Below are 24,325 nucleotides of genomic sequence, written 5' to 3'. Positions count from 1 at the left end.
CGGTACTACAGTAGCTTGACTTTTTTGCAACTATAGCTCTAATTCCTCGTGTTTTTGTTGTGAATAACGCTGTTGCAATTGATGAGATAAATTGATTAACTGCGTATTCCAATCCCGACTTTCGCACTTGAGTTGAGTCGAGTGTGGCAGTAGTTCTTTAACAGCCCGTGCCACTGTTGATTGACTAAAAGCTACCTGTACACAAGGAACATTACGTAATCTTTCAACAGGTAAATTTGAAGTGTCATCTACTGCCATGTAAACTGTTCTGTTTTCTGGTATTCCTTTAACCTGATATTCCAGCATGGCTACTGAAATGGCATCAATGGGAGAGTCAGACAGCACGACAGTACTAGTTTGTTCGCTAGGCTTTTTCCCCAAAGTAAAGTAAAACCAGCTATCACGGCGAACAGTACCTAATTCATAACCAGAGAATTTATTGGTTGTACCTTCTAAGAAAGCCCCTTTGGTATTCCCTTCCAAGTCCCGCATCACAAACACAACATTTGCTTTTGAGTCGGCATAAACTAGCCCCTGGTTATGTAACATTTGTATGCAATCAGAAGGTATGCCTCGTTTCTGGGTTAGGTAATGTTCAACGCCTGACCAGTTAGCTTTATCCTCAACGGGTAGCATAAATTGGGGTGCTGGTAGAGTTTGGATAATAAGATCCGCAACTTTTTGAGCATGAGCGCTCGCTGCACGTTTTGCGCCGACTTCACCAAATCTCTCTCCGATCCATGCGATCGCTTGGGCTTGGTTGCATTGATTAACGTGCTTGACTAAATCAATAGCACTATTACCCTCTAAGGAAGAACCATTGCCAAAGTCAGTAAATTGAGAGGTATCTATATTAATGATGTGGTTTCCTCCAATCCATTCATTCCCTTTACGCCATAGCCCTAACTCCCAAGCAACATCATCTAAAGCTAAATCAGTTGACCACTCGGTAAGCTTTTTTATTGATTGATTATCTTGTTCTAATTGCGCAATTCTGAGCCGCAACTGTTCATTTTCAAGTGAGAGAGCTTTGGCTGTAGCTTCCATTTCCTGTTTACGCTGATTCGCCCTGTCTCGGTCGGCAGCTTTGGCCTTCAATTGCGCTGCACTTAGCTCATCAACTTCTAAGTCACGCCCCTCCTCCACAATGCGGTAAAAGTCTTTGATGTCCTGGTGCTGGGCTTTGCTTCCCTTGATACCCCGCTCTAGCCCAATTAGCCGCATTGTATTGTAGTACGAATCCTGAAACTCATGAATTTTCTGCCGTCCGTCGAAGAAATGATTGCACCGTAGCTGCCCTTGATCATCAAGGGGGACAAAATAAGCGTGAATATGGGGCGTGGCTTCGTCTAGGTGTAACTCGGCGCGGACAATGCGATTGCCATATTCATCCGCTAACCACTGGTGAGTCGCTTCTACCCAGTTATCCAACTTTTGTGGTTCATAGTAACCGGCTTGGGTGGGGCAGTCGGGACGGAAATAACTGGGCGATGCACTCAACAGTAACTCCACGCAGTACACGGCATCAGTGCGAATCTTCCGCTTCTGCTCATGTTCCCCTATCTTGGCTAAGACTAAATCCTCTAGTCGTTCCTCTGGGTCGAGGCTACCGATGAACCGAATATTTTTTTGAGTCGGATCTGCATTAGGGGTTTCTCTTTCTCGTGCAGTGTGAGATGCACTCCCTGATATGTTACCCCGCTTTAATTTTTTTAATCGCGCGATCGCGTAGCTCATGGCTTCACATCTTGGATAAACTTGGTATGATTTTGTTATCACGCTGATTTACCCAAAATCGGAGCAATTGCGACTAGTCGCCAAAATAGCTAAATTGCTCAAATGCGAAAAAGTGAAGATAGTCGTAGTAAGTACGATTATTTTAGCGGCTTGAAAGACTTTTTGAAGGAACTCTAATACCTAACTAGCTCAAGTGCTTACATAGCAAAGACCCCAGGCATTTAGTCGCCTGATTCTAAGCAGTGAATAATTTGGGTACGAATTACGCACGAATACTCATAAATGAGGGAAAAAGCGCAACGCAGTGGAAACACAGCGGAAACACAATTGAGAGGAAAAGGGGGATTTCTCCGCCTAAATACTCATTTGGACTACCCGCAATACTCATTTTTGTATCAAGTGTTGTAAATGTAAAAAATAATACAACTGTACTGATTTTTAAAATGAACAAACAGGGAAGCAAAGACGTTGAATTGCCAAGAGTAAAACGGAGACATGATTCTTGGGATGGAAGAACTATTGAATACTTGGTGAATCATCGATCAAAAAAGTCGGCATGTGAACTGACAATGGAAGCAGTGACAAGTTACTGGCTAATAGAAGCATTAGTGGGAAAGGTAAGTAAAGAGGAATTTATTGAAGCTTGCTTGTCGAGTATTGGGGAATTGGAAGGAAAGCTAGTAAAGATTAGAATTTTAATGCAAAAGGTTTCTAATTCTTTTGAAGTAGATAGTAGTGCGATTTTGCCACCACAACAAATAGAGCAGAACAAATCATCGATTTTAGAAAAAAGCTTGCCAATCTCAACAAATGCGATTTGCAAAAAGAAAGAAGAACAAGAAGAACTAGAGCAAACAAGTCAGCAGGAAGAATCCTTACTATCTGATGATGATTTGGGATTAATGGACTTGAAAATGACACCAGACTTATTAATGGCTACTCAATTGTTGGGATTTGACGAAACAAACGGTAATAAAAATTTATGACAACTACAAATACTAATCAGGACAAATCAAGCCAAGTCGTACAGTTTATACTGACGGCAGACTTGGGGGGTAGTTCAACCAAGGCGATCGCCCAGATTTATCCGGCGGGAGTGCCATTTGCATTGTGGATGAGTCCAGAAGTTGCCGATGTGGGAGAGGGTTCAACCAAACATTTAACTGTAGATGCGCTGCCTGATGATAGCGCTTGGGTGAGAATTGGTCAGGAATATTCTGTATTAGGGAGTATTGCAAAAAGAGAGTTTGCTGGAACTGCGGCACTGCAAGATTTGAAGTCTGAATATGCCTTATCAAAGGTTGCTGGTTTGTTGTGGCTAGCTAAACGTCAAATAAATGTAGATATTCACGAAATGTTTCTCCAGATTTTGCTACCACCTGGAGAAGAGAAGAATGTACAAGATTTGGCTAAAAGGTTTGTCTTGAACTATAGGCAAGGAGTAATAACGCCAACGGGAAGAATGAAAATTAAGGTCAACAGCTTTAAAAATCTTCCTGAAGGAACAGGTATTATTTCTTACAGGAGTCGCGCTCTAGGGAATGTATTTTCTCAAAAAAATATAGGATTGTTAATGCTGGGTCATCGTAATGCCAGTTTTACCCTTTCAGAAAAAGGGAAAGTAGCAAAGAAAGAATCGACAGACTTGGGGATGAATTGGGTGTTACAAAAGTTTGTCGAACGTACTAGCGTAGGACTATCGAAAGATGATCCGTGTATAGCGGCGGCTTTAGTGGAAGCAAGTAAAGGTAATTTCACTGCATTACGAAATTTGTCACGTAGGAATACACCATCAGGAATTAACTCGGATTTAGAGTTGTTTAAATCAGTTTTAGAAGTGATTCGGGATGAATACTGTCGAGCATTGCTGCGCTGGGTGAAAAACCATGTACCATTAGATGAAGTTCTCATCTGTGGTGGTACTGGTGAGTTTGTGCGTCGAGAACTGACACAATATTTTCAAACAGAAAGCATCCCTATCGTTTGGAATGGTGGAGTAGTTATTCCCAAATCATTAGATACCGTTGGCTTGGGTGAGCGACTGGCTGATGTTTGGGCAACTCATATTAGTTATGTGAGAATGCTGGATGAAAATTTTTGCTATGAGCGCAAACAGAAATTAGTACCAGATTCTTATTCTCCAGCAGTTAATCATCTCACTTCTATCAATAGAGTGTAGTTCATATCTTGCACTTGATGTTAGACAGATATTCTGTCTAACATCGTAAAAGCCTCTCTTGGTAAGAGATATGCTTCAACTTGCACCTTACCTCATCTGAAAGTGCGATCGCTCTAACACTAACAAGCGTGAACAATTAACATTGGCAAATTAAGATGGCTGAAACGACACATTTGCAGGTACAAGAATTATCACGATTTGCCCAAGAGCAAGACTTCAATCAGCAATATCGTCAGTATTTTGGCGATGTCTGGGACGAAGTTGGAGTTAAAGATATCTCCAAAATGACCATCCAAGATGCCGAGCAAACCTTGAAGGTACTAGCTGATAGTGAAGCATCTCCCCAATTCATCAAATCTCTACTAGCACAAGCAGCAATTGATGGTGCTACACCGCAGGTTTTGGAGTATTTCTTGAGTAGTGACATTGACGGCTATGGGCGGACTCTGGCACAAGAAATATTCCAAGATGGGACGAACCCGTTGGAGCCAGATACACCCCAACTATTACCCAAGGCACAGGTTTTATCCTCATCTCTACAACCAGATTTGGAATGGGAAATATAGCATACATTCTCAAACTTTACTAGCTACTACAGTACCGATTTTTTCAGTACTAACGTAGCTAGTTCTTTTTAGAAAGCATATTTAAACTTCTTAAGTTAGATACGAGTTCCATTTTTCAAAAAGCACATTAGGGTGTAATTGAATTATCGATTACACCTGTTCCCTCAACAAACTCCTAAATCAAGTGAGGACATAATTATGACTTTATTAGGTATTAATAGACCTTTAGATACAACCCAGGCAAAACTGTGGGACGAGCGCGATTTGTCTACAAGCGATCGCCGTAAAGAGCATTTAGAAATTCTCCTGTGTCAAAAAGTCCAAAAAGGAGAAGACCCTGCCTTATGCGAACAAGTTTTGAATTATCTGTACTTCTCCATATATCAACAGAAGCTCAATCGCATCGCTGTCCAAAAGGAGAAAGAAAAGTCGGTCTTTGCATCCGTACAGCAAGTGATTATTACGTCCTTTGCTATTCTAGGGATGTTTGCGTTCCTTGCCGCCGCTTCCAACAAGTCAGTTGTGCGATCTCCTGGGGTAATCCCTCCAGCTATAGAACGGCAAGCCAATTAAGCAAACAGTTCGCTTTTTCGCCCCATTTTAGGAATGATTGCCTTTTTTATCGGTTTCTATCATCAAAAATTCACCCCAAATCAATGAATTTAATCACGAGGTTTGGGGTCAATTTACTGCTGATATTGTTTGTTAAAAAACTCAGCATCACGTTGCCCAAGCAAATTTGGATGTTAGGAAATTAGAAATAGAGCGAAATCTCCCTATTCCTCAATTTGCTAACTAAAATGCTGTGTCCTTATCGAAAGGCAAACTGTCAACATCTTCAAAGTTACGCAGGTCTTGCTCCATCTGCTGCCGACGTTGGACGTATGTTCTGCTGTTTCCAATCCTCCCTTCCATCAACCATTCACCAAAGTTGATGCCTTGTTCTACGTGTGAGGCAGACATTTTATTATAATGATCAACCTCCATTTTCTTACGCCACTCAAGCTGCTCTAGCGCACTTTCACTGATGCCAATTTGACGAGCATATTCTACATATTCAGGTCTGAAAGAACCATCTGGGTTAAATTCCTTTTTTTCTTGTTCAGTAAAGAAATCGTAGGCTGTGTAGATTGGCCACGGTTCTGGATCAGTCTCGTCTAAGTGCTTCCACTCGTCATACTCTTCTTTTACTCTACGAGCGTAGTCATCAACTGCTTCTGGATGTGCGCCAAGAGATAACTTTTGTTGTCTTACTTCATCTTTTAAAGTTCCATCTGCATTGAATTCTTTCTTATGCATATTTATCCAACGCTTAATTCTCGACATACAAACCTCTCAAGATATTAACCAACTTCCATTAATTTCTTAAAAACATGACTCTGGAAATTAAACATTTTGATCCCAGGCTCAACCAATGGATTTATACAGATGATCGTAAAAACATTTTAACTGAAAATCTCAGTAATACTTTACTGGAATTTTACTTTCCTGATAAAAAATTCTCCTTTGGGCATTCAGATGAGTACAGTACAGACGAAGAATTAAAGAATCATCCAGACGGACAAATTTTATTGCTATCTTCTAAGACTCGCTTACTTTACGGAGATAAAGAATGTTTAGAAACGATTCAAAAAATTTGTCCAGATAGTAAAGACCGTGGGGCTTATGGTTCCATCTTCCTTGGGGCTTGTAAAAATGCGATTCACGAAAAGCTAAACATTCTGGTAGTAGATGATTCTACTGCTAACAGAGGTGATAATGGAGGGATATTATCAAATGATTTGGCATATAAATTAGTTGGTGACTGTTATGGGCAGATTTCAACACAGCTTTATGAAAAGCTAACCTTAAGAGAATCCCAAGCAGATAAAAGTTATCGTGTAATTCAGCATCGATTTGGTTGGGTGGATGGAATTGGAGAAGATACTACTAAATACCGTTTTGGCAAAGGAACACTCCGACCATACAACTTAGATAAAATAGAATATGCAGATCCTAAGAGCAAACCAAAAATAGACATAATTCTTCCCGTAAGCAGTTTTAAGGGAACAGACAAAGATAGACCCAAAGGGCCTACTAAACCTCAAATTCAACCAGGATTATATCAGCAAAATATTTGGTTAGCTGAAAAAGCACAATCTCAACAAGGTCAGATGTCTATCTCCCAACTATTGGCATCTTTTCCTCACGGGCTTAAAGATTTTGTAGAGGAACTAGAGGTACAAGCTCAAAGATTAGCCTCTATTCAAGATGATCCAAGAATTGTTGCTGCTTACTATTGTGAAAGATACGAAAAACGCAAAGAATCATTGAACCAAAGTAAATTAAAAATAGGAGAGATCAAAAACCAAGGAATAGATGTTAAAAACTTAGGAAAAAATGACGATTTAGATACAGATGAGGAATTAGATGACGAGAATACTAAAGATGACTTGTTCATGTACAAACTCATTAAAGCTGATTTACTAGGGCATCAGCAGCTTTTAGAAACTGAGAAGGTCAAACAGGAATTAAACCGTTTTGTACAAAGTGAGTGGCGATAAAAAGTCGCGTTCAGTTTATTTAAATACGGGGATAACACCAAAGGGCTACTCACCAGTAGAATTATTAATTAGCCAAACCAATAAATATTTCCAAGAATCACAGTTAGAATCGCGTCCCATTGTCCAGTTTAAAGACTTGTTTCAAGGAGTAGAATTTACACCACAGCAGAAATTTGCAGCGATCGCCGCCAAATACGAATTTGATCTGAAGTTCAATGCTGCGGTTCGTGCCTCAAGGCGGCGGGAAACAGAGTCTGGCCCTAGCGCAATTATTCAAACGAATTCAGGAACGCAACTCGAAATTACCAACCTCACCCGCTACGGGCATCCCCTAATCTGGAAAGCCCAGACACTTAACATTCGCTTAGATGAGATTAAATTCACAAACAGTGAACGCCCCCATAAATTATTAGCAGTTGCACAGATAGATGACGAGGTTGGGTCAGATGGAAAACCCGCTTACCGCAACCTAGGGACAGTTAGCCAACAATCTGTGACTGATCACAACCTCAAGGCGGGGATGACCATGCAGGGAGCTAAACTCTTAGAACTAAAACCAGAACTTACTAGAAGCCAAACTAAACTACTCTTTGCCTTGGCAAATGATGCAGCAGAAGCATTTTACGCTTCTATCCCAGAGTCAGAAAAACTTGCATCTGCTGCCGCCGCTTGGAACATCTGTGCATCCCGCCAGGATGAACTCGAAGTTGCAAGAAAAGAAAACGCAAACCCCCAGGCGATCGCTAAAAAAGTTTCCAATTTCGCCTTCGCTGCTTTCCCCAATGAGATTATTTCTCGCTTAGATAAATTGCAATTTACTGAACCGAAGTTAGTCACACTGAATAATGAAGCGAATCAATTTTTGGATCGAGACTGGAATCCCCACGAAAAACACCCAATAGAAATCAGGGCTAGCCACCACCCACCGGGACATGAACGCCACGTTTCCAGACTAATGTTTGTCCAGGATGCTGACGGGGAATATAAGGAATTCGCCATGCTCGAAACCAGGGCTGGAATGTTACCAATTGGCACAAAGGCGCAAGCTAATTTCATTGGGGTAGAACCTGCTACCGCCAAAGCAACTATTGGGCTACCAGGAAACGAGCCGGTTGAAATTACTATCCGCGAACTCAAGAACTTCTCTTATGCAGGACTTGTTTTTAACGCCGAACCCGTTAACTTAGAATTTGGCACTGTGCCGATTCCTGACAAAACAGTAAAAATCAAACTTAATGGGAAAACTTTGGGTGAGTTAGACAGTGATTCTGCCCAACAGTTAAAACAAATTGATTACCTGAAAAGTGGTAATCCCCTCAAATTAAAACTTACCTCTATCTCCGAAGCTGGAGATCAAGCTTTTGTGCTGGGTGAGTCCCCAAATGGTAATCTCCTCAAAATCAATAAAATCAACTTTTATGATTTTTCTGGTCAGTCATTCTCGGATCGAGATTACCGAAAACTGACTATCGAAACGCCACCTTTAAAAACTAGAGATGCAGTATTTCTCAATGGTGAACCCTTGGGGGTATTACATTTTAAAAAAGACAAAGACGCGCTCAGACAGCTTGGACTGCTCAAAACCGGACAACTAACACCCGCACCCACTATTATTGAAAGTAATTTTTCTGTGATTTGCGCTCAAATTGACCCTAATACCGTTGAATATCCCCAGAAGTGGACGAAGGAATTTCAGGCTTTTGGGACTCAATCGGTTAACCCTCAACAACAAGAGATGATTGAGAGCAGTGCGAAGATTCTACATCAGATTAAAGAGCGTCCTACTTTCTTATTTTCTACAGAATCAAACAAAAAACTTGGAGTCATGGGCTTGGCTGTTGATAACCAGAAAGCTGAGACTGTGACTAAATGGCTAACTTCGCAAAATGTTGAATGTCAGCAAGTACCAATAGAAGATGTTATCAGGGAAACTAAGAAAGGTTTAGCGGTATTTAACTTGGTTGATAGCTCCATCCCTGCCAAAACTTTGTCGAGCATGACCAAGAAATTCGGAGGAATTATTGAGTCTGCTCTTGAGTATCAGCAAAAAGTTAGCTCCCTCGCCACACGACCACAGTTTTTGAAACCACCAGAACAAACAGCACAATCCCCACCTAACCAATCTATAACTCCATTACTCCCCACTACTCCTTCTACACCAGACATTAGTAATTATGTGAAAACCGAACCTCTAGGTGTAGAGAAGCTTCCGACAGTTACTATTGATGACTTGAGAAATTGGTATAATGCCGCAGATAAGTTAGGGAAGTCGGAGAATTACAAAAAACGCATTGTAGAAGTGGCAAATCGGTTTAAAGCTGGTGAGCAATTATCAGCCGAAGCGTTGACAGTAATGAATAAAGATACATCTGAGCTTGAAGCCGTCAGTCGGCTGACTCAAATTGCTCAAAGGATTGGCATGGTCTGGGGTAAGTCTGATGAAAATGGCACTCAAGTTGAAGGAAAGATTTATGACTTGGCTTTCAATACCCAGCAGAGGGATTTAACTATTTCGCAGAAAAATGGAGAGGTAGTTTTAAACTTACAATCTGGCAAGGTGCAGACTAATAAAGTAACTCCACAGATATTGCAAACTTTTGAGGATGCTAATACTCAAATCGATAAAATATTAGCTAAATCTCAAACGCGACAAGTAGACTTACAAAGATAGATTTGAAGAATTCAGCAGCCAGGAGCCATAATATATAAGGAGTTTATTAAAACTACGATACTTATTTATCAAAGCTTTATTAATTTTTTAACTATTCAAAATAGCTGAATTCTTACTCCTGAATTCTTACGAATTATTTAGTCATTGCTCAAGTTGATTTTTTATCTCGGACTCATTCTAAATCCTGACTTTCCCGTTAATTCTTGATTTGATTTTTGAAAAACTAAATAGGCTAGAAGGTTGCGCTATAAAAGGCTACTTTTCAGTTTACTTAGGAAAATTCAACTTTCATCGCTACAAACGCATTTGCAAAGCGTTTGTATAGGAGAATTGCTCCTAGATTTGCTCCCAGACAGATGCTTCCTAGTCCCAATAAAATGTATGTGGGAGCCATGACAACTCCAATCATGAACCAAGCAAATACGTGCAGTATGATTAATAAAGCAAAGGTACTGGCAATTGCAGCACTTCGCCAAATCTCAATAGCTGGACGACAGAATAATGTCAAACCTATTGTTAACGAGGTAGCAATTAGGTTGGCTGGGATTAGAAAAGCACAAATACCAATGCAGTAAGTGCTTGAGAATACCGTCAAGGTGTTAAAGTCTAACATGAATTCTCCTAGATTAAATTGCCAAATTTTAGATGAATATTTGTCCTGATATCCTCAAGGCTAGTCAGACTTTAAAAGATTTGTAGGTTAGCCGAAACTATGGCGTTACTCAGATATTAGTGAAGACATACTAAAAATTTGAACCACCAACTTCTTGGTGGTTCTGAGTTATACTTCGTATTAGCTACTAGTCAAGCACTTAAACAGGAAATATTGTCCGGGTAATCAGTGCGCTGGCGAACCCAGAAACACTAAGACCTAGCAAAATACTAGTAAACAAAAGACCTATTCGAGGGTTAGAATCTAGTTTTTTGTCTTCTCTACCACCTGTAAAGAATAAAGACCAAGCTTGGGAAGCATTGATAGTCTTAAAGCTATTAAAATCAGGTCTGAAAACAACAGAACCAAATAGCTCAGGAGATTTGAAGTCGAAATCATTGTTCATGTAAATAAGTATAACAAATATCTTGTCAAATAGCTACCTTTATGATAATCGGTTACAGATAAAGGCAAGGTAGATATGTCGAGGGTAGCGATCGCCGACGTTGAGTGGTGATTTTTCAGAGGGAGCTTCCACCCCTTTTTGTCCTTAAAACTTGCCCATAAATAACCCTTTTAGGGAATGTTTTCATTTGAATGGTCAAGTTGAGGTCGAGGCTGAAACAACGGTAAATTAAGGTTTTTGATAATAAACTTTACCAAACTTTACGACGTGTCCGATTTTGCACATAGACCTCTCGGCGGATACCCTACTATGCCAAATATGCTAAGTACAAAGGTAAAACAACTGCCAATGCTCGATTACGTCAGTGCAGGGATCGCGTTTTACGTCACAATGCTTCCCGTACAAGAGTGGATATTGGAATTCCGCCTTGGTTATCTCGGTCGCTACTGGAGCCTGATAAGTGTTGCTGGCTTATTCATTGGCTTTTTGCTCTGTGTGCTGATATTTGTGCCATTGATTATTAACATGGCACTAGATCCGTTCAAATATCCAGATAATGCTGCGATGAGTGCGATCACTGCGGTGATTGTTGGTGCAATACTTTGGCTGGGACAGTGGCTGATCCTGCGACAGACTGAAATGACACCAAGAGTTTTTGCGCTCATCAATACAGTAGTTGGAATTTTTGTCTTCTCTGTGCTGGTGTGGTTCAATCAAAAAAGTTTGCAGTGGAGCGGTGGCCCGATTGAAGGCTGGAAAACCGGACTCATTTTTCTAGCAGGTGGTACAGTTACTGGAGCCGCGACGGGTAAGGCTTTAGATTTTTACTGTGCGCGAGTTGAGCAGCGATTAATCAGACTTGAGAGGGAGAGGGTAGAGCAAGAAACCCAAGAGCGAGAAAGGCTCTTAAGAGAAAGGTTTGAGAAGCAGAAATTAGAGCAAGAACGTTTAGAAGCAGAGATGGCAGAACGGAAAAGGATACAGCGAGAGGCGGCTCAAGAGGAAGAACGCCTGTGGTACGAAAAACACGGGAAAGACTATGCTGATTATGAATACGATGAGGATGAAGAGGAGTACGAAGATCAAGGCGAGGAGGAATAAACTCAATTCTCCATTAAATTGTTAAAGCAGGGAATGTTCAAACAGAAATAGAAAAGCTGTCTTCACCACTATCAGGACGATAGCGCCATAAATGCTGTGCAAATTTTGGTTTAATCACGGATTTTAAAAGTCATTATCCGTAAAGGGAACTATGGATGGTAAAAACTTTTGAAAAGATGGGTAAAATTGTAATCTTGCTTCATAGTCATCTGTTTGTGATACTTCTAATTCAATTGTTTGCTGATTTTTTTCATCAAAGAGCAACTGGATTTGATAATTAGTCCAGAATTGCTCGCCAAGTTCATCTTCTAAATCAAAAAGTTTTTCTTCATCACCCCATATATTTGACCAAAGTCCGATCCTATTAGCCCGAAAATGATTTTGACCATTTGCATCCCCAATTACAAAATATGCTTCGACAGTCAAATTAAATTCCAAATCATCGACCTCTGTTTCTGTAATGTTGCAGTTAACGAGTACTAAGGTATCTGGGTTAACGTTTATTACCTGCTCTTGGCGTTTTAATAATTCTTGTAATACGAAATCAGGTAATAGCTCAGAACTTCCCTCAAGGGCTTGTTTTTGAGTTTCTGGCGAGTAACGGCTTTTTAACTCTTGCGTGATTAAAGTTAAAATATCTTCACTAGCTAAATTGACAACTATCTTTTTATCTGTGGGATTAAGGAAACTTCCAACATTCAGATTAATGTGTTTTTTAATTGGCATAATTCTCTAAAATCCTTTTGAACAGTTCATACTCATCTACAAATAAAGCGAAGGCAAGGAAAAATATTACCTTAGCTTCAGTGATCCGTTTTTATCAAGACGTACTTCCGAGTAATTGCATCCTTAAACTCATAATTATAAATGACTGTGATTTGAGAGCCTATTATGTTCATCCGCTAATATTTAAAAATGCCACAGTGCTTGACCAATTAACGGATTGGTTAAGTAAGTAACGAACAAATAAAATTTTAATAATATTTATTTCCTCACTTGTCAAATTTGCAGCTAGACGCTCGGCATAACTTGGTCGATTAGGATTAGCAGTAAATAAACGCTTGATAAAATTATCAGAGATGTGCATAGGTGTCAAATACTGCTCAAGAACTACTTGTACGCAGTGTCCATTTGAGGCAAAAGCGTGATGCAAATCGTCAGCATCCCAGTTAAGCATGGGGTCAGAGGCATCTGTATAAATAGCTTCTTCCGCTAAAACTAATCGCTCATACAATTGAGTATCGAGATTTTGGCTGGGCAGTAAGCGGTAAAACCTTTGGGTATGACGAGGTACTGTCTCAGCTAAAATAAGCTTGGCTGAGTGGGGGAGCAATTGAGTTAAAATTTGAGCAGCAAGTCCCTTATCCGATTCCGAGGCTAGTACATTGCGCCCGATAATAGAGTCAAACTGTACATTTGGTGCAAGAGATGCCAGCATAGCAGGTATCTGTGCAACAGATGCAGTAAAAACTATTGGTCGCATTGTTTCAGGAAGTGCCGCAGTAAGTTCATTTAAAGCATTGGTATCAGAGCTATTGCGAACACAGGCATAAACCCCACCTTCAGGAACTTGTCGAATTGCTTCCCAAGTAAGTAAACCAGTGGCGGCATTTAGATCCAATACTAAGTGATGACGTTGTAATTGGGCGAAAGTGAAAATGCGTTCGCGCACAGATGCTAATTGTGTACTTACCTGAGAAAGTGTGCGTTGCAACCAACGCTCATCTGCTCGGTCAACAGTTCCATAAGTCATGACTTCCATTGGTGCAACACCAATACCTTCTACTATTGCGGCAAGTTGAGCTTCTCGACGACGTGCCACTTGTGTTGCGATTTGATGTTCATAACCTTGGGTTGATGGTTGATAAAACAATTGACCTTGCAAGCTCTTGGGTAAATATTGCTGATCTACCCAATGATCTCGGTAAGCGTGAGGATAGAGATAACCAGCCCCATGCCCAAAACCTTTTTTATCCCGATTGGCATCTTTAAGGTGAGTAGGGACTTCTGCAACATTTTCATTTTCTACTGCGGCGAAAGCATCAAAAAAGCCCATAATGCTATTGGATTTTGGTGCAGTCGCTAAATAAAGTACTGCCTGTGCTAAATGATAACGTCCTTCTGGCATTCCCACGCGGTCAAAAGCTTCGGCACAGGCATTTGTAACGACAATTGCTTGTGGATCAGCCAATCCGACATCTTCACTGGCAAGAATTAACATCCGACGGAAGATGAAGCGCGGGTCTTCACCGGCATAAACCATTTTGGCCAGCCAATAGAGTGCTGCATCTGGGTCAGAACCTCGTAAGCTCTTAATAAAAGCACTGATGGTATCAAAATGGACATCCCCTTCTTTATCGTATAAAACAGCACGTTGTTGAATTGATTCTTCTGCTACTGCTAGGGGAATATGAATAACACCTGTAGCATCAGGGGGTGTAGTCTCTACAGCCAGTTGCAAAGCATTCAATAACGAACGAGCATCACCATTGGCAACATTAACTAGATGAGCTAAGGCATCTGTGTCAATTTGTACTATTAAGTTGCCATAACCGCGTTCCGAATCGAAGAGTGTTTGCTCAACAATTTTGTATAAATCTTTATCAGTTAATTGCTGAAGTTGAAAAATCCGCGAACGGCTTACGAGTGCTTTATTGACTTCAAAAAAAGGATTTTCGGTGGTAGCACCAATGAGAATGATTGTACCATTCTCTACCCAAGGCAATAGAGCATCTTGCTGAGACTTGTTAAAACGATGGACTTCATCGACAAAAAGAATAGTTCGTTGATTATGAAACTTGCGCTGTTGTTGGGCTATTTCAATTGCCGTTCGAATTTCTTTAACTCCCGAAAGTACGGCATTGATAGCAATGAAGTGAGCGCAGGTGCTGTTGGCAATAACACGGGCTAAAGTAGTTTTGCCAGTCCCTGGTGGCCCAGAAAAGATTAAGGAAGACAGTTGATCCAAACTAATAGCACGCCGCAGTAGCCTTCCTTGCCCGATAATATGCTCTTGACCAATAAATTCATCAAGTGTCCGTGGACGCATCCGAGCTGCTAGGGGTGCTGATTCTTCAGTTATTTTTGCAAGATGCTGGTCAAATAAATCCATTATTAAATACGTCTTCAGAAGTGGAGTTTTTCAAGGCATAAAATATGTGCGTATGCTTTTTCAAGGTAAAAAAATATAACGGCAATTAATATCTAAAAAGAAATTACTTTACGATGTCGTTATCAGCGCTGAAATCAGAACTGATGATTTTTGGTTTTGACTCGCTGATACAGTTCTTCCATTGTTTCAATAAAGGAAGCATCATTGTGCCAGAAATCAGGAAAATCCCCTTGTTTCTTAATCAAAATTGCACAGATACTACTTGGAGTCGCCACTTCAATAGTTTGTGGTAATCGCTTTGTACCTAACCAAAATTCTCTGGCATTTGGCATTTGGTTAAGAGATTGCTTTTCTAGCTTAGTGTACAGCGAATTAGAAAGTTCTAAAGGAATTTCCTTAGTATTCAATTCCTCAGATAGAGCTTTTCCCAAAGGAGAATTAGCTAGTTTGGCTTGAAGTTCTGCTTTCGATAATCCCCGTAATTCAAATAACAACCAGGGATTATTATCTAATTGAGAAGCCACTAAATAGTAAACTCCAGCAATGTGCTTACAGGGATTCGCATAATCTGGACAAGAGCATTTAGTTTTGAAATCCTTACTACTATGGGGCAATAAATGTAGTCCCAAATGAGAGAAAGTATCTTCAATATTTTCTGGGACTTCATTTAGCAGCAATCGAGAAATGATACTGGCTTTAGAAGAAAGCTTTTGGATAGCTTCATTCCAATGGGTTTTAGCAATAGGTGTAATCTGAATCTCTATATTATAAGTTGGTTCTTTGTAGACTCCAAAATAGGGATTAACTGAGCCTCTGACTTTGGCAGTAATTTTATTTAAGTCAATCTCAAAGCTTTTGACTTTACCACCGCTAGCATAAGACCGTCCTCTTTTGAGTCGGTTATCATCTGTAAAAGCTTCTAGTGCTTGAATAAAGCGATCGCCCCACCAAGTTCGACTAAATTTAGCCATAATATCTACTCCAAAATTGCACTCTTGTTCAATGAAATCAACCGCTTAAAGGCTTCATTATCTAATTCGGTGAGCCAAGATTCATCGCTACCAACAACAGCATCAGAGAGTTTTTTCTTATCTTCAATCATTTGGTCAATTCTCTCTTCTAGAGTTCCAATGGCAACAAATTTATGCACAAAGACATTCTTTTTTTGACCAATACGGAAAGCACGGTCAGTTGCTTGGTCTTCAACTGCTGGGTTCCACCAACGGTCAAAGTGAAAAACATGGTTGGCTTTCGTGAGGGTGATACCTACGCCCCCTGCTTTCAAGGAAAGGATAAAAACCGATGGTTCTGTATTTGGGTCTTGAAATTCGGTAATCATTTGTTCTCGACGTGGGCGACTAGTGCCACCATGCAAATAGTAAGTATTGCAATGCAGACTATGTTTGAGATATTTTTCAATTTTTTCACCCACTTCCGTAAATTGACTAAAAATGAGTAAACTTTCTCCTTCATCAACTGCCTCCTCAACCATCTCTGCTAACCGACTGAGTTTGTGCGAACGCAGTGGTGAAAAATCGCTCCCATCTTGCAGAAATTGGGCTGGATGATTACAAATCTGCTTCAATTTCATCAGGGTTGAAAGAATCAATCCTTTGCGTTGAATTCCCTCTGCTGATTGCAATTGTTTTTCTACATCTAGTACCACCACTTCATAAAGCGAAGCTTGCTCTTTGGTCAGGTTAGTGTAGAGTTTTTGTTCCACTTTATCTGGCAAGTCATTAATAATAGATTGGTCAGTTTTTAACCTTCGCAGAATTAGAGGCTCTACCAGTTTTTTCAAGGTGGCAGATTTCACACGGTCATTGTCTTTTTGAATCGGAATCTCGAAGATTTTCCGAAACTGGGCTTCTTTACCCAAGTAACCAGGATTGAGGAAGTTAAAAATTGACCACAAATCCAGTAAGCGGTTTTCTACAGGAGTTCCTGTTAATGCCAGCCGATGTTTAGCTCTTAATTTTAAAATAGCTTTAGTTTGGGCAGCTTTCGGATTTTTAATATTTTGTGCCTCATCCAGTACTAAACGTTGCCACTCGATGCCGCTCAATAACTTTTCATCTTTGCGGACTAGAGTAAAGGAGCTAATTATCACATCGTTTTGTTCACAAGCAGCTTTGAAATCAGCTAGATTTTGCAGCCTAGTGCTACCATGATGCACCATAGTTTTTAAATGAGGCGCAAATTTGGCAATTTCTTTTTGCCAGTTGCCGACAACAGAAGTCGGGGCAATTAATAGTGTCGGTAAGGCAGATAAAGAAGTAATCTTTTCTCCTACTTTCAGAGCTTCATGTAACTCCTTCTCTTGCACTAATCGGGCAATCACCTGCACGGATTTACCTAAACCCATATCGTCTGCCAAACAGCCATTTAATCCCAAATTTTCCAGATATTGTAGCCAGGAAACACCACGTTTTTGATATTCTCGGAGTGTGCCTTGCAGATTATCAAGTTCAGAAATTGGTTCTAGGCGACTTTTATCTTGTAGCTTTGCTATCATCTCTGACAAAGCTTCATCATGTTCAATTTCCCATTCTGACCCTAATTCAGCACTGCGTTGTAGAAACTCCAGTAAGGTCATCTGGGGTTGTTCGTTACCGTGGGACTGCCAAAATTCGAGTAACTGCTGCATTTTATCTCGGTCTAATTCCATCCATTGACCGCGAAAATGCACCAAGGGAGTTTTAGCATTAATCAGTTGTTCCCATTCAATAGGTGTGACAGTTTGCTCCCCAATCGCTAACTCATACTGATACTCCACCAGTGAGTCTAAGCCGAAATAGCTTTTTGTTTGCCCTTTCGTTGCAGCAAGTTTGCTACCCGATGCTTTGAGGCGAATTTTGGCGCGACGACGACCTGTGGGAGTATACCAAGCAGGTACAATCACTTTGAATCCTGAGTCTTCCAGTACCCAAGCACTTTCAGTAAGGAAATCAAATGCTTCATCTAAGGTAAGTTGCATTGCGATTGGACTAACTGTTTCCAACCCAAGCCATAGTTTGGGATACATCCTGGCTGCATAACCCAAATTCAGCAGCAAATTTGTTTCAAAATCTTTACCAAAATCTTTATGTACAGCAGTTTTGGAAAATTGATTCATTGTCCAGTAGTCTGCTAACGCTAACTTCAAAGATGGATCTTGTTTACTGGCTACTAGAAATTGAATTTGCCAATTGTCTATTTGTGACGATGAAGGAGAATGTAACTGGAAGCACAGATGAAAAGGTGAATCAGCTTGAGTGCGGGTAATTTTGGTTTTCCACACCAACCATTGCTGATATTCCTCGAGGGCAGTATTTGTTGTGAGTGGGTTATGCTGACGAGGATAAAAGCAAGATTCAATTAGAGAATCAGCAATTTGTTTGTCAAAAGCGGCTGTAGATGGGGTGTGAGTCACTAAATCATCAAGTACATATTCGGAAAAGTGACGCAATAGTGTTTCTCGGTCAAAAAACTCTATAGGATAGCTAACTGTTGCTTTACCTGCCACACATATTAGTGGCATATAGTCAATATATTTCAGAATATTTGCTTCATATTGTTCGGAAATAATTTCCCAGGTGGCATAAATTTCAAATGCTGCTTTATCAGTCTTGCTTTTGCCTTTTTTCTTCGGATTTTCCGATGATAACTGTCGATATTTTAGTGCGGGAATAAATTGGTCTTTGAGGATTACTTGTTTAAAATTTTGAGTGTAATGATACCAAAATAATAAATCTGAACCAATTTGAAACTTCTGGGCATTATATATTGCTAAAAAATGGATATCTTTAAGTAGTTTAATAATATTAAGTGCGGGTCCGTTTTTGGTAGACACTACTGTTTCATAACAATCAATCTGCCAATATTGGAATTCTTCATAGCTGTCAGTCAACTCAATTTCTAAATACTTGGTTAATTCTGGTGAGGGTAGGGGCTGATTATTGGTGGTTGGTAAAGCAAAGTATTTAGGAGATATGCGTTGGGAAAATTCAGTATTGTCTTCTTTAATTCCCAATTCTTGTACTAAAAAGGCGATTAATTCGGATTTAACCAAATGTCCAGGATGAATTTGTTGACTATTGGTGTGACTTTTGTGGGATAATTGAGTTTCTACCCACAAGTAAAAAGACCCTGACTGAATAAAGTCAGTTTCCTCGTTTGGTATCCAGGTGCCATGAAGTATTCTCATAGTTATAATGCCTCTGGATGGTTTAGAAATTCACGCGCCTTAGAATTACTTTAGCAAACAGAGGTGCTAGAATTATTTTCTTTATGCAAAAGAAAGCGATGTGTTCTTGTGCGATCGCTTGACTTATGCACTATAGAGGCAGCAGTCCCATACTTCCCTTACAACTCAAAATCAAGAGTGAAGGTTTGGTCATCAAAATTCTCTTGCTTTTCAATAATAGATACCTCTTCAGTCGGCGGCTGAAATCTGTTCTCGTCAGTAGTAATCGGCGTGAAAGCTACTTGTTTTGTGGCTAATCCAGCCTTGATGAAAACAAAATAGCAATCAATAATAAAGTAAAGCGTCTCCAGGTAACTTTTACCTAGTTGTTGGGACTCTGCAAATATGCGTTCTCGATAGTTTTCTTTGAGCCGAATTTTTATCGGAGCTAAGTCAAATTTTTCTGTCATTGTGATCACTTAATAGATGTAGTAGGCGAATTCTTGGCAGAAATGGCTTTTGCCATCTCTAAAAGCCCAAAGACATTAGCTTCCACCGGGTTGTCCAGTATTTTGAACCCATTCTTCTCTAAAAGCTTCTTAAATCCAGGTAACAGGCAACCTCCACCAATCGCCCAGATTTCATCCCCCTGGTGTTTAGCATCAAGTGTCTGATTCACCACTTTCTTCAAGTATTTTTCATACCAATCTTTTAAGCAAGCGCTGTAAACATCTTTGATATCAATGTCCCGGCTGTATCGAGTATGTCCCATTTCCAGACAAAATCGGATTTTGGAGGCATCCCCAATTTTTCCGCCATTTAAATGCTTCATCTTTTGGGAAATATCATTGATGAGAACTTCTACGCCAGTGGGGTAGGCGGTGTGAACTTCTCGTTTTCCTTGGTTGTAACGAGAATGCAGAGTCGTGCCATTGCCAAAATCTAAAATGGTTAATTTTTTTGGTAGTTGATGCCCAAACAATGCACCCATCCCTTCTAGTACGACTTTCAGTACTTCGATCTTCACATCTGATTGTTTGCCAGCAAGTATTGGCTGATATTCTCCATTGAGTACTTTTTGTAGTTCTTCAGCCAGACCAACGTCATGTAAGCTGACGACTAATTTTAAATGCCAAGCCTTACGGTGTGGAAGATGTGCCAATGCACCGAATAATGTCAACAATGCATTATTGACTTTGTTTTCATTGTTATCAGTGTTTCGGTCAAAATAATTTCCTGTACGGAAGGCTGATTCTCCAACTGTATAAGCACTACCGTTAAAAACTACACGCCCTGGAACATCTTCCATCTCGGCATTAGTTATATAGCTGGGGACACGAACTACTTCAAAGCCTTCGACTAAAAGTTTGAGACTTCCGTAACCGTTATCGAAACCCGCTGGAAAAATTTTTTGTAAGGTGTGAATGTTAGACATATATGGGACGAGTCAATACGGTTTGATTAAAAAAGTTATCTTGATAAATAATAATTGTTAATGCAAAGATTTTCTCTTGCTCCTCGGCTCCAGCCGCAAGAACTTATCATAACCTCTTGGGGGCTAAGTGGGGTAAAATCTCACAAAGTCAAATATACCCCATATAGCCCCCATATAGCCCCCTTGTGGGGGTCAAATTTTGCTCAAGCCTCTAAACTGCTTTGGGGTACATATAGCCCCCATATAGCCCCCATAGAATTTTTTGAAATCTTTTCTATCAACGCAGCAAAAATTAATTTAGATCATTGTTGACCCTTTAATAAAATTCAAAATTCAAAATTCTGTTAGAAAGAATAAGAATAATTTTGAATTAATTCTGGGTACAAGCCCCTACTGATTCAAGAAATCAGTGGTCTGCAAGAAGCGACGCTAGAAGACTCGCTTTCCGCGTTAGCGAGTCCACGATAGCGAGTCTTCTAGCGTCTTGTCTTGTCTAAAATGTTTGAATTCCTTGTTCGCGTAGCGTCTCGCAGATAAGGTGTTGACAGCTTGATTTATACTTTAGTGTCAATAAGATTGTTGAAAAGTAATTCAGTTTTGATCTCTAACTTCTTGCTGAATACGTAACTTAGGGTCACTACTTGCTGACAGGTTCAGCTTTCTCAACTGAATTATCATTCACACCCAAAGTCAATTCCAAAGGAGTTCTTTGGGGGTAAGCTTTTACCACTTGTCGATAAACATCATAATTAGTAGGTAGTGTCTGCTGAGAATTACCTACTCCATAAGTCAGTTTGTACTTTACATCTTTGATCAATTCAGGTTTTCCTATCTCTTCTTGAGGTCTTTTACGTTGTTCAACTTGCTCAACGCTTGGTCGCAGCGCTAAAGTCGGCCACCATAGCCCTCGATCATCTGGGCCAATTACTTCTCCCGGTGGTTTTACTCCATTTCGATTCAGTACAGAAGTAGTAGCAAAGGTTTCAATGCGGGGTCGTGGTTCACTAGTTAGATTATTGGCATATTTAACTTGCCAGGTGTAACTGGTGAGCGCTGTAGCTTCATACTGTTCAGCAGTAGTAGTACTGCAACTAGTTAGTGTCAGTGCCGTTAGTGCAGTTATTATTGAGGGTAAAAATCTCATTTGCATTATCAATCGTAAATATCTTTTACTAATCACTCTTGCTCTTGGTGTGTACCATCATTGCTGCCAAGGAGAAGGAATCGCTGTTGTTGAAACCACCTGACCCGTTGTTAATCTGATAGCCGTCTGCTCACAATTAGGACATTGGACTTTCACATGAATTAGTGAAGGATGTCCAAAGTATTCTCCCATCATAGGTTCCCCATTGTACTTACAGATTATTCTCTGCTGACATTGCCAATACTCGAATACCACGCGTCCCACTTGTTTATCGCAGTCCAAAAACTGGATATGTTGTCAGTGTTTTGATAGTAACTCTTCTTGATTATCTCGAAGTGTAAATTGGGGCTGTTGTAGTGAATTAGATTTTTTCTTGTCAGGGGAGATACGTTTGACTTTGCCTTTTTCTAAATGTTGCGGTTTCTCAGAAACGTTCCTTTTTGACGTGAAAGAAGGCACCGTTTGGGCTTGCTGCTCTACTGATGGTGACTCATCACTGGGAGTTGGGGCTGCCTGAAGTGTAACTGAGGGTTGCTCTACTGGTCGGTAAGCAACAAGTTTAGGCTTTTGGCTTGAGTTATTGGATTTTGGCTGTGGTAATTGTAGTTTGGATGAACCTTGGATAGCCTTCATTGACATTTCTGTTTAACTGAACTTACCCAAACTGTGGAACAATCGTATTTTAACTGTCAATTTATGTATTTTGAAGGCTGTGGCATTACTTAATAAGAAAGTATCCTTAACGTTTTAGGTAAAATAATCTCGTGGTATCAGCCTGTTAGCCAAGACATTCTAATCACAACTGATAAATCATTAGTAGTACGATCACCAGGCTTCTACTTGAATCCGGTTGTTTAAGTTGTATATTGAATGACCCAAAACGTTTTGGGTCAGCAGTACAAATATCTATAAAGTCTCTAATTAAGTAAACAATTCCACTAGAGCAAGGTAGAATCTTTTCATTCACGAGTAACGGAAACAGAATTTTGGCGACCAAATTTGTAACACTAACTGCTTTTAAAGGGGGTGTGGGCAAAACTACCTCAGCAGTGTGTCTGGCTTGCCTGTTCGCACAGAAAGGATATAAAGTTTTGCTCATTGATTATGATCCTAATCGTTCAGCATCCGTTTGGGGATCTCGCGGCTATCTACCCTTTCAAGTTGCTACAGAAAATACAGCTAACCGAATAATGGCAAAAGAGAACTTTGATTTTATTGTCATTGACACTCCTGCACGACCAAGTTCTGCTGAGATTAAAGAGCTAGTTGACGGATGTGATTTGCTTTTAGCTATTACAACTCCTTCTGCTCTCTCAATGAGTGCTTTAAATATGATGGTTCAAAGTTTTCCACCAAAAACTAAATATTCTGTTTTATTAACTGTTGTACCTCCATCATCAGAGCCGGATGGGGAAATCGCTTTTCATACCCTTAGAGAACAAGGTTTACCTGTGTTAGAACAAGGGATTCAACGGTTGAAAGTTTATGAACATGCATCTGCCGAAGGGAAGCCAATTTATGAAATTAAAAGAGGAGGAAAAAAAGCATGGGAAGATTGGAAGGAACTAGCAAAGCTGGAACCAATCAAAGACTTGCTAACCTAAAACAGATTTTAAGCTTTACTCCTGATAGGGACGAGAGCGAGATCATTCCAAATGAATCAGGCAAAGATTCAGGAGTAGTATGGATACCCCGTAGTAAAATTCATCTAAGTTTCAGTTTTGTGCCAGGTGGACAGCCTGTGCGCTACTACTATGACCAGGATGAACTAAAAGCTTGGGCGCTAAATGACCTGAAACCGAATGGTATTCACTCTCCATTATGGGTTCGTCCACTAAGCAATACGTTGCCTGATGAATATGAACTTGTTGCTGGAAAACGCCGCTATCATGGTTCTGAGTTTGCAGAAATAGATCCACTTCCTGTCAGAATCTTTAACTGGAATAACCTTGAAGCTTTCAAAGCATCACTTGCAGAAAACAAAAATCGTCGAGATTTTAGTGCCTTAGAAGATTTAGATGGTACTTTGAAACTCCTTTCTTTAGCAATTGAAGCAACTGTTGAAGAAGCTATAAGTCTGCTGTATCAAATAGATAATCTCAAACGTCGCTCAGGTCTTCAAAACGTTTTAGATCATCCTCAGTTTGACAAAATTCAAGCAGTCTTTGCATTTTGTGGTGGAATTACCTGGGAATCTTTTGTTAAAACTAGGCTTCCTTTGTTAAAAAAACCTCAAGAAATTCTGGAAGCTGTTCGTCAAGGGAAAATTGAATACACTAAAGGATTAGAGATTGCAAAAATCGACGATCCTGGTATCAGGCAAGAACTTTTATGGGAAGCAATTGCCAACAATCTTTCACTTGCTGAAATTAAAAAAAGGGTTAAAGCTCTTAAACCAAGTTCAGAAAACCCTATCCGAACTAGATTAGATAGTGCTTACAAGCAATTCAAAAAATCTCTAAAAAATATTGAAAAAGATCCACATCAGCTTCAAGAAGCGGAAAGCTTGCTAGTTAAAATAGAAGAATTTTTACAAGAAAAGTGACCCAAAATGTTTTGGGTCATTTAGCAAGGCAGCTTACAGTTGGAGTTTTAGAGAGAGCCCAAAGATAAA

General features: G+C 40.0%; 19 protein-coding genes and 1 pseudogene. 8 read left to right on the top strand and 12 right to left on the bottom strand.

Features of this window, described 5'->3' with window-relative positions:
* Nucleotides 1-30 precede the first annotated feature (30 nt).
* On the bottom strand, nucleotides 31-1,779 hold the full coding sequence (gene mobV, locus ACFFRD_RS00855; RefSeq protein WP_392475905.1) for a MobV family relaxase: 1,749 nt from the start codon (nucleotides 1,777-1,779) through the stop codon (nucleotides 31-33).
* 200 nt (nucleotides 1,780-1,979) lie between these two features.
* Here mobV and ACFFRD_RS00850 point away from each other — a divergent pair, with 200 nt between their 5' ends.
* The 4 genes from ACFFRD_RS00850 to ACFFRD_RS00835 all read left to right on the top strand — a co-directional run bounded on the left by ACFFRD_RS00850 (nucleotide 1,980) and on the right by ACFFRD_RS00835 (nucleotide 5,055).
* Entirely contained in the window at nucleotides 1,980-2,723 is a 744-nt protein-coding gene (locus ACFFRD_RS00850) for a hypothetical protein (protein ID WP_392475904.1), read from the top strand.
* Nucleotides 2,720-3,916 carry a hypothetical protein gene (locus ACFFRD_RS00845; protein WP_392476154.1) on the top strand — a complete coding sequence of 399 codons (1,197 nt, stop codon included), beginning with the start codon at nucleotides 2,720-2,722 and terminating at the stop codon, nucleotides 3,914-3,916. The genes ACFFRD_RS00850 and ACFFRD_RS00845 overlap by 4 nt, the downstream gene beginning before the upstream one ends.
* Nucleotides 3,917-4,071: 155 nt before the next feature.
* A complete protein-coding gene (locus tag ACFFRD_RS00840; RefSeq protein WP_392476153.1) occupies nucleotides 4,072-4,482 on the top strand; it encodes a hypothetical protein in 411 nt (136 codons plus the stop codon).
* Between the two features lie 198 nt (nucleotides 4,483-4,680).
* Nucleotides 4,681-5,055, top strand: coding sequence for a hypothetical protein (locus tag ACFFRD_RS00835; protein WP_392476152.1), 375 nt, complete (start codon nucleotides 4,681-4,683; stop codon nucleotides 5,053-5,055).
* Nucleotides 5,056-5,277: 222 nt separating this feature from the next.
* On the opposite strand, the gene ACFFRD_RS00830 is transcribed toward ACFFRD_RS00835, so the two are convergent.
* Entirely contained in the window at nucleotides 5,278-5,808 is a 531-nt protein-coding gene (locus ACFFRD_RS00830) for a hypothetical protein (protein ID WP_392476151.1), read from the bottom strand.
* A 47-nt stretch (nucleotides 5,809-5,855) separates the two neighbouring features.
* Between ACFFRD_RS00830 and ACFFRD_RS00825 the strand changes: the two are divergent.
* Nucleotides 5,856-9,696: pseudogene (locus ACFFRD_RS00825) on the top strand (hypothetical protein).
* Nucleotides 9,697-9,967: 271 nt separating this feature from the next.
* Here ACFFRD_RS00825 and ACFFRD_RS00820 read toward each other — a convergent pair.
* Both ACFFRD_RS00820 and ACFFRD_RS00815 read right to left on the bottom strand, forming a co-directional pair.
* The gene (locus ACFFRD_RS00820; protein ID WP_392476150.1) at nucleotides 9,968-10,309 is read right to left on the bottom strand and encodes a hypothetical protein; all 342 of its coding nucleotides are present in this window, start codon (nucleotides 10,307-10,309) and stop codon (nucleotides 9,968-9,970) included.
* A gap of 199 nt (nucleotides 10,310-10,508) precedes the next feature.
* Nucleotides 10,509-10,754 (bottom strand): hypothetical protein, encoded by a 246-nt coding sequence (locus tag ACFFRD_RS00815; protein WP_069074521.1) that lies wholly within the window; start codon nucleotides 10,752-10,754, stop codon nucleotides 10,509-10,511.
* Nucleotides 10,755-11,063: 309 nt separating this feature from the next.
* Here ACFFRD_RS00815 and ACFFRD_RS00810 point away from each other — a divergent pair, with 309 nt between their 5' ends.
* Complete coding sequence (locus ACFFRD_RS00810) at nucleotides 11,064-11,855, top strand: hypothetical protein (protein ID WP_392476149.1); 792 nt, start codon at nucleotides 11,064-11,066, stop codon at nucleotides 11,853-11,855.
* A gap of 123 nt (nucleotides 11,856-11,978) precedes the next feature.
* Here ACFFRD_RS00810 and ACFFRD_RS00805 read toward each other — a convergent pair whose 3' ends face one another.
* The 8 genes from ACFFRD_RS00805 to ACFFRD_RS00770 form a co-directional block, all read right to left on the bottom strand.
* Nucleotides 11,979-12,581 carry a hypothetical protein gene (locus ACFFRD_RS00805; protein WP_392476148.1) on the bottom strand — a complete coding sequence of 201 codons (603 nt, stop codon included), beginning with the start codon at nucleotides 12,579-12,581 and terminating at the stop codon, nucleotides 11,979-11,981.
* A 169-nt stretch (nucleotides 12,582-12,750) separates the two neighbouring features.
* Complete coding sequence (locus ACFFRD_RS00800) at nucleotides 12,751-14,967, bottom strand: AAA family ATPase (protein ID WP_392476146.1); 2,217 nt, start codon at nucleotides 14,965-14,967, stop codon at nucleotides 12,751-12,753.
* A 134-nt stretch (nucleotides 14,968-15,101) separates the two neighbouring features.
* Complete coding sequence (locus ACFFRD_RS00795) at nucleotides 15,102-15,938, bottom strand: SWIM zinc finger family protein (protein ID WP_194145078.1); 837 nt, start codon at nucleotides 15,936-15,938, stop codon at nucleotides 15,102-15,104.
* A gap of 5 nt (nucleotides 15,939-15,943) precedes the next feature.
* The gene (locus tag ACFFRD_RS00790; RefSeq protein ID WP_392476145.1) at nucleotides 15,944-19,153 is read right to left on the bottom strand and encodes a DEAD/DEAH box helicase; all 3,210 of its coding nucleotides are present in this window, start codon (nucleotides 19,151-19,153) and stop codon (nucleotides 15,944-15,946) included.
* A gap of 158 nt (nucleotides 19,154-19,311) precedes the next feature.
* A complete protein-coding gene (locus ACFFRD_RS00785) occupies nucleotides 19,312-19,602 on the bottom strand; it encodes a hypothetical protein (protein ID WP_392476144.1) in 291 nt (96 codons plus the stop codon).
* A 5-nt stretch (nucleotides 19,603-19,607) separates the two neighbouring features.
* On the bottom strand, nucleotides 19,608-20,567 hold the full coding sequence (locus tag ACFFRD_RS00780; RefSeq protein WP_392476143.1) for a ParM/StbA family protein: 960 nt from the start codon (nucleotides 20,565-20,567) through the stop codon (nucleotides 19,608-19,610).
* Between the two features lie 637 nt (nucleotides 20,568-21,204).
* Nucleotides 21,205-21,717: a hypothetical protein gene (locus tag ACFFRD_RS00775; RefSeq protein ID WP_392476142.1), complete on the bottom strand. Its 513-nt coding sequence runs from the start codon at nucleotides 21,715-21,717 to the stop codon at nucleotides 21,205-21,207.
* A 291-nt stretch (nucleotides 21,718-22,008) separates the two neighbouring features.
* Complete coding sequence (locus ACFFRD_RS00770; protein WP_392476141.1) at nucleotides 22,009-22,344, bottom strand: hypothetical protein; 336 nt, start codon at nucleotides 22,342-22,344, stop codon at nucleotides 22,009-22,011.
* Nucleotides 22,345-22,697: 353 nt separating this feature from the next.
* Between ACFFRD_RS00770 and ACFFRD_RS00765 the strand changes: the two genes are divergently transcribed.
* Both ACFFRD_RS00765 and ACFFRD_RS00760 read left to right on the top strand, forming a co-directional pair.
* Complete coding sequence (locus tag ACFFRD_RS00765; protein ID WP_163937133.1) at nucleotides 22,698-23,315, top strand: ParA family protein; 618 nt, start codon at nucleotides 22,698-22,700, stop codon at nucleotides 23,313-23,315.
* Nucleotides 23,258-24,256: a ParB N-terminal domain-containing protein gene (locus tag ACFFRD_RS00760; protein ID WP_163937135.1), complete on the top strand. Its 999-nt coding sequence runs from the start codon at nucleotides 23,258-23,260 to the stop codon at nucleotides 24,254-24,256. The genes ACFFRD_RS00765 and ACFFRD_RS00760 overlap by 58 nt, the downstream gene beginning before the upstream one ends.
* The last annotated feature ends 69 nt before the right edge of the window (nucleotides 24,257-24,325 follow it).

It is taken from the genome of Nostoc sp. C110, from assembly GCF_043099725.1.
GTDB lineage: Bacteria > Cyanobacteriota > Cyanobacteriia > Cyanobacteriales > Nostocaceae > Nostoc > Nostoc muscorum_A.
The sequence above is the reverse complement of the archived record's forward strand: the minus strand, read 5'-3'. Positions and strand labels throughout refer to the sequence as shown.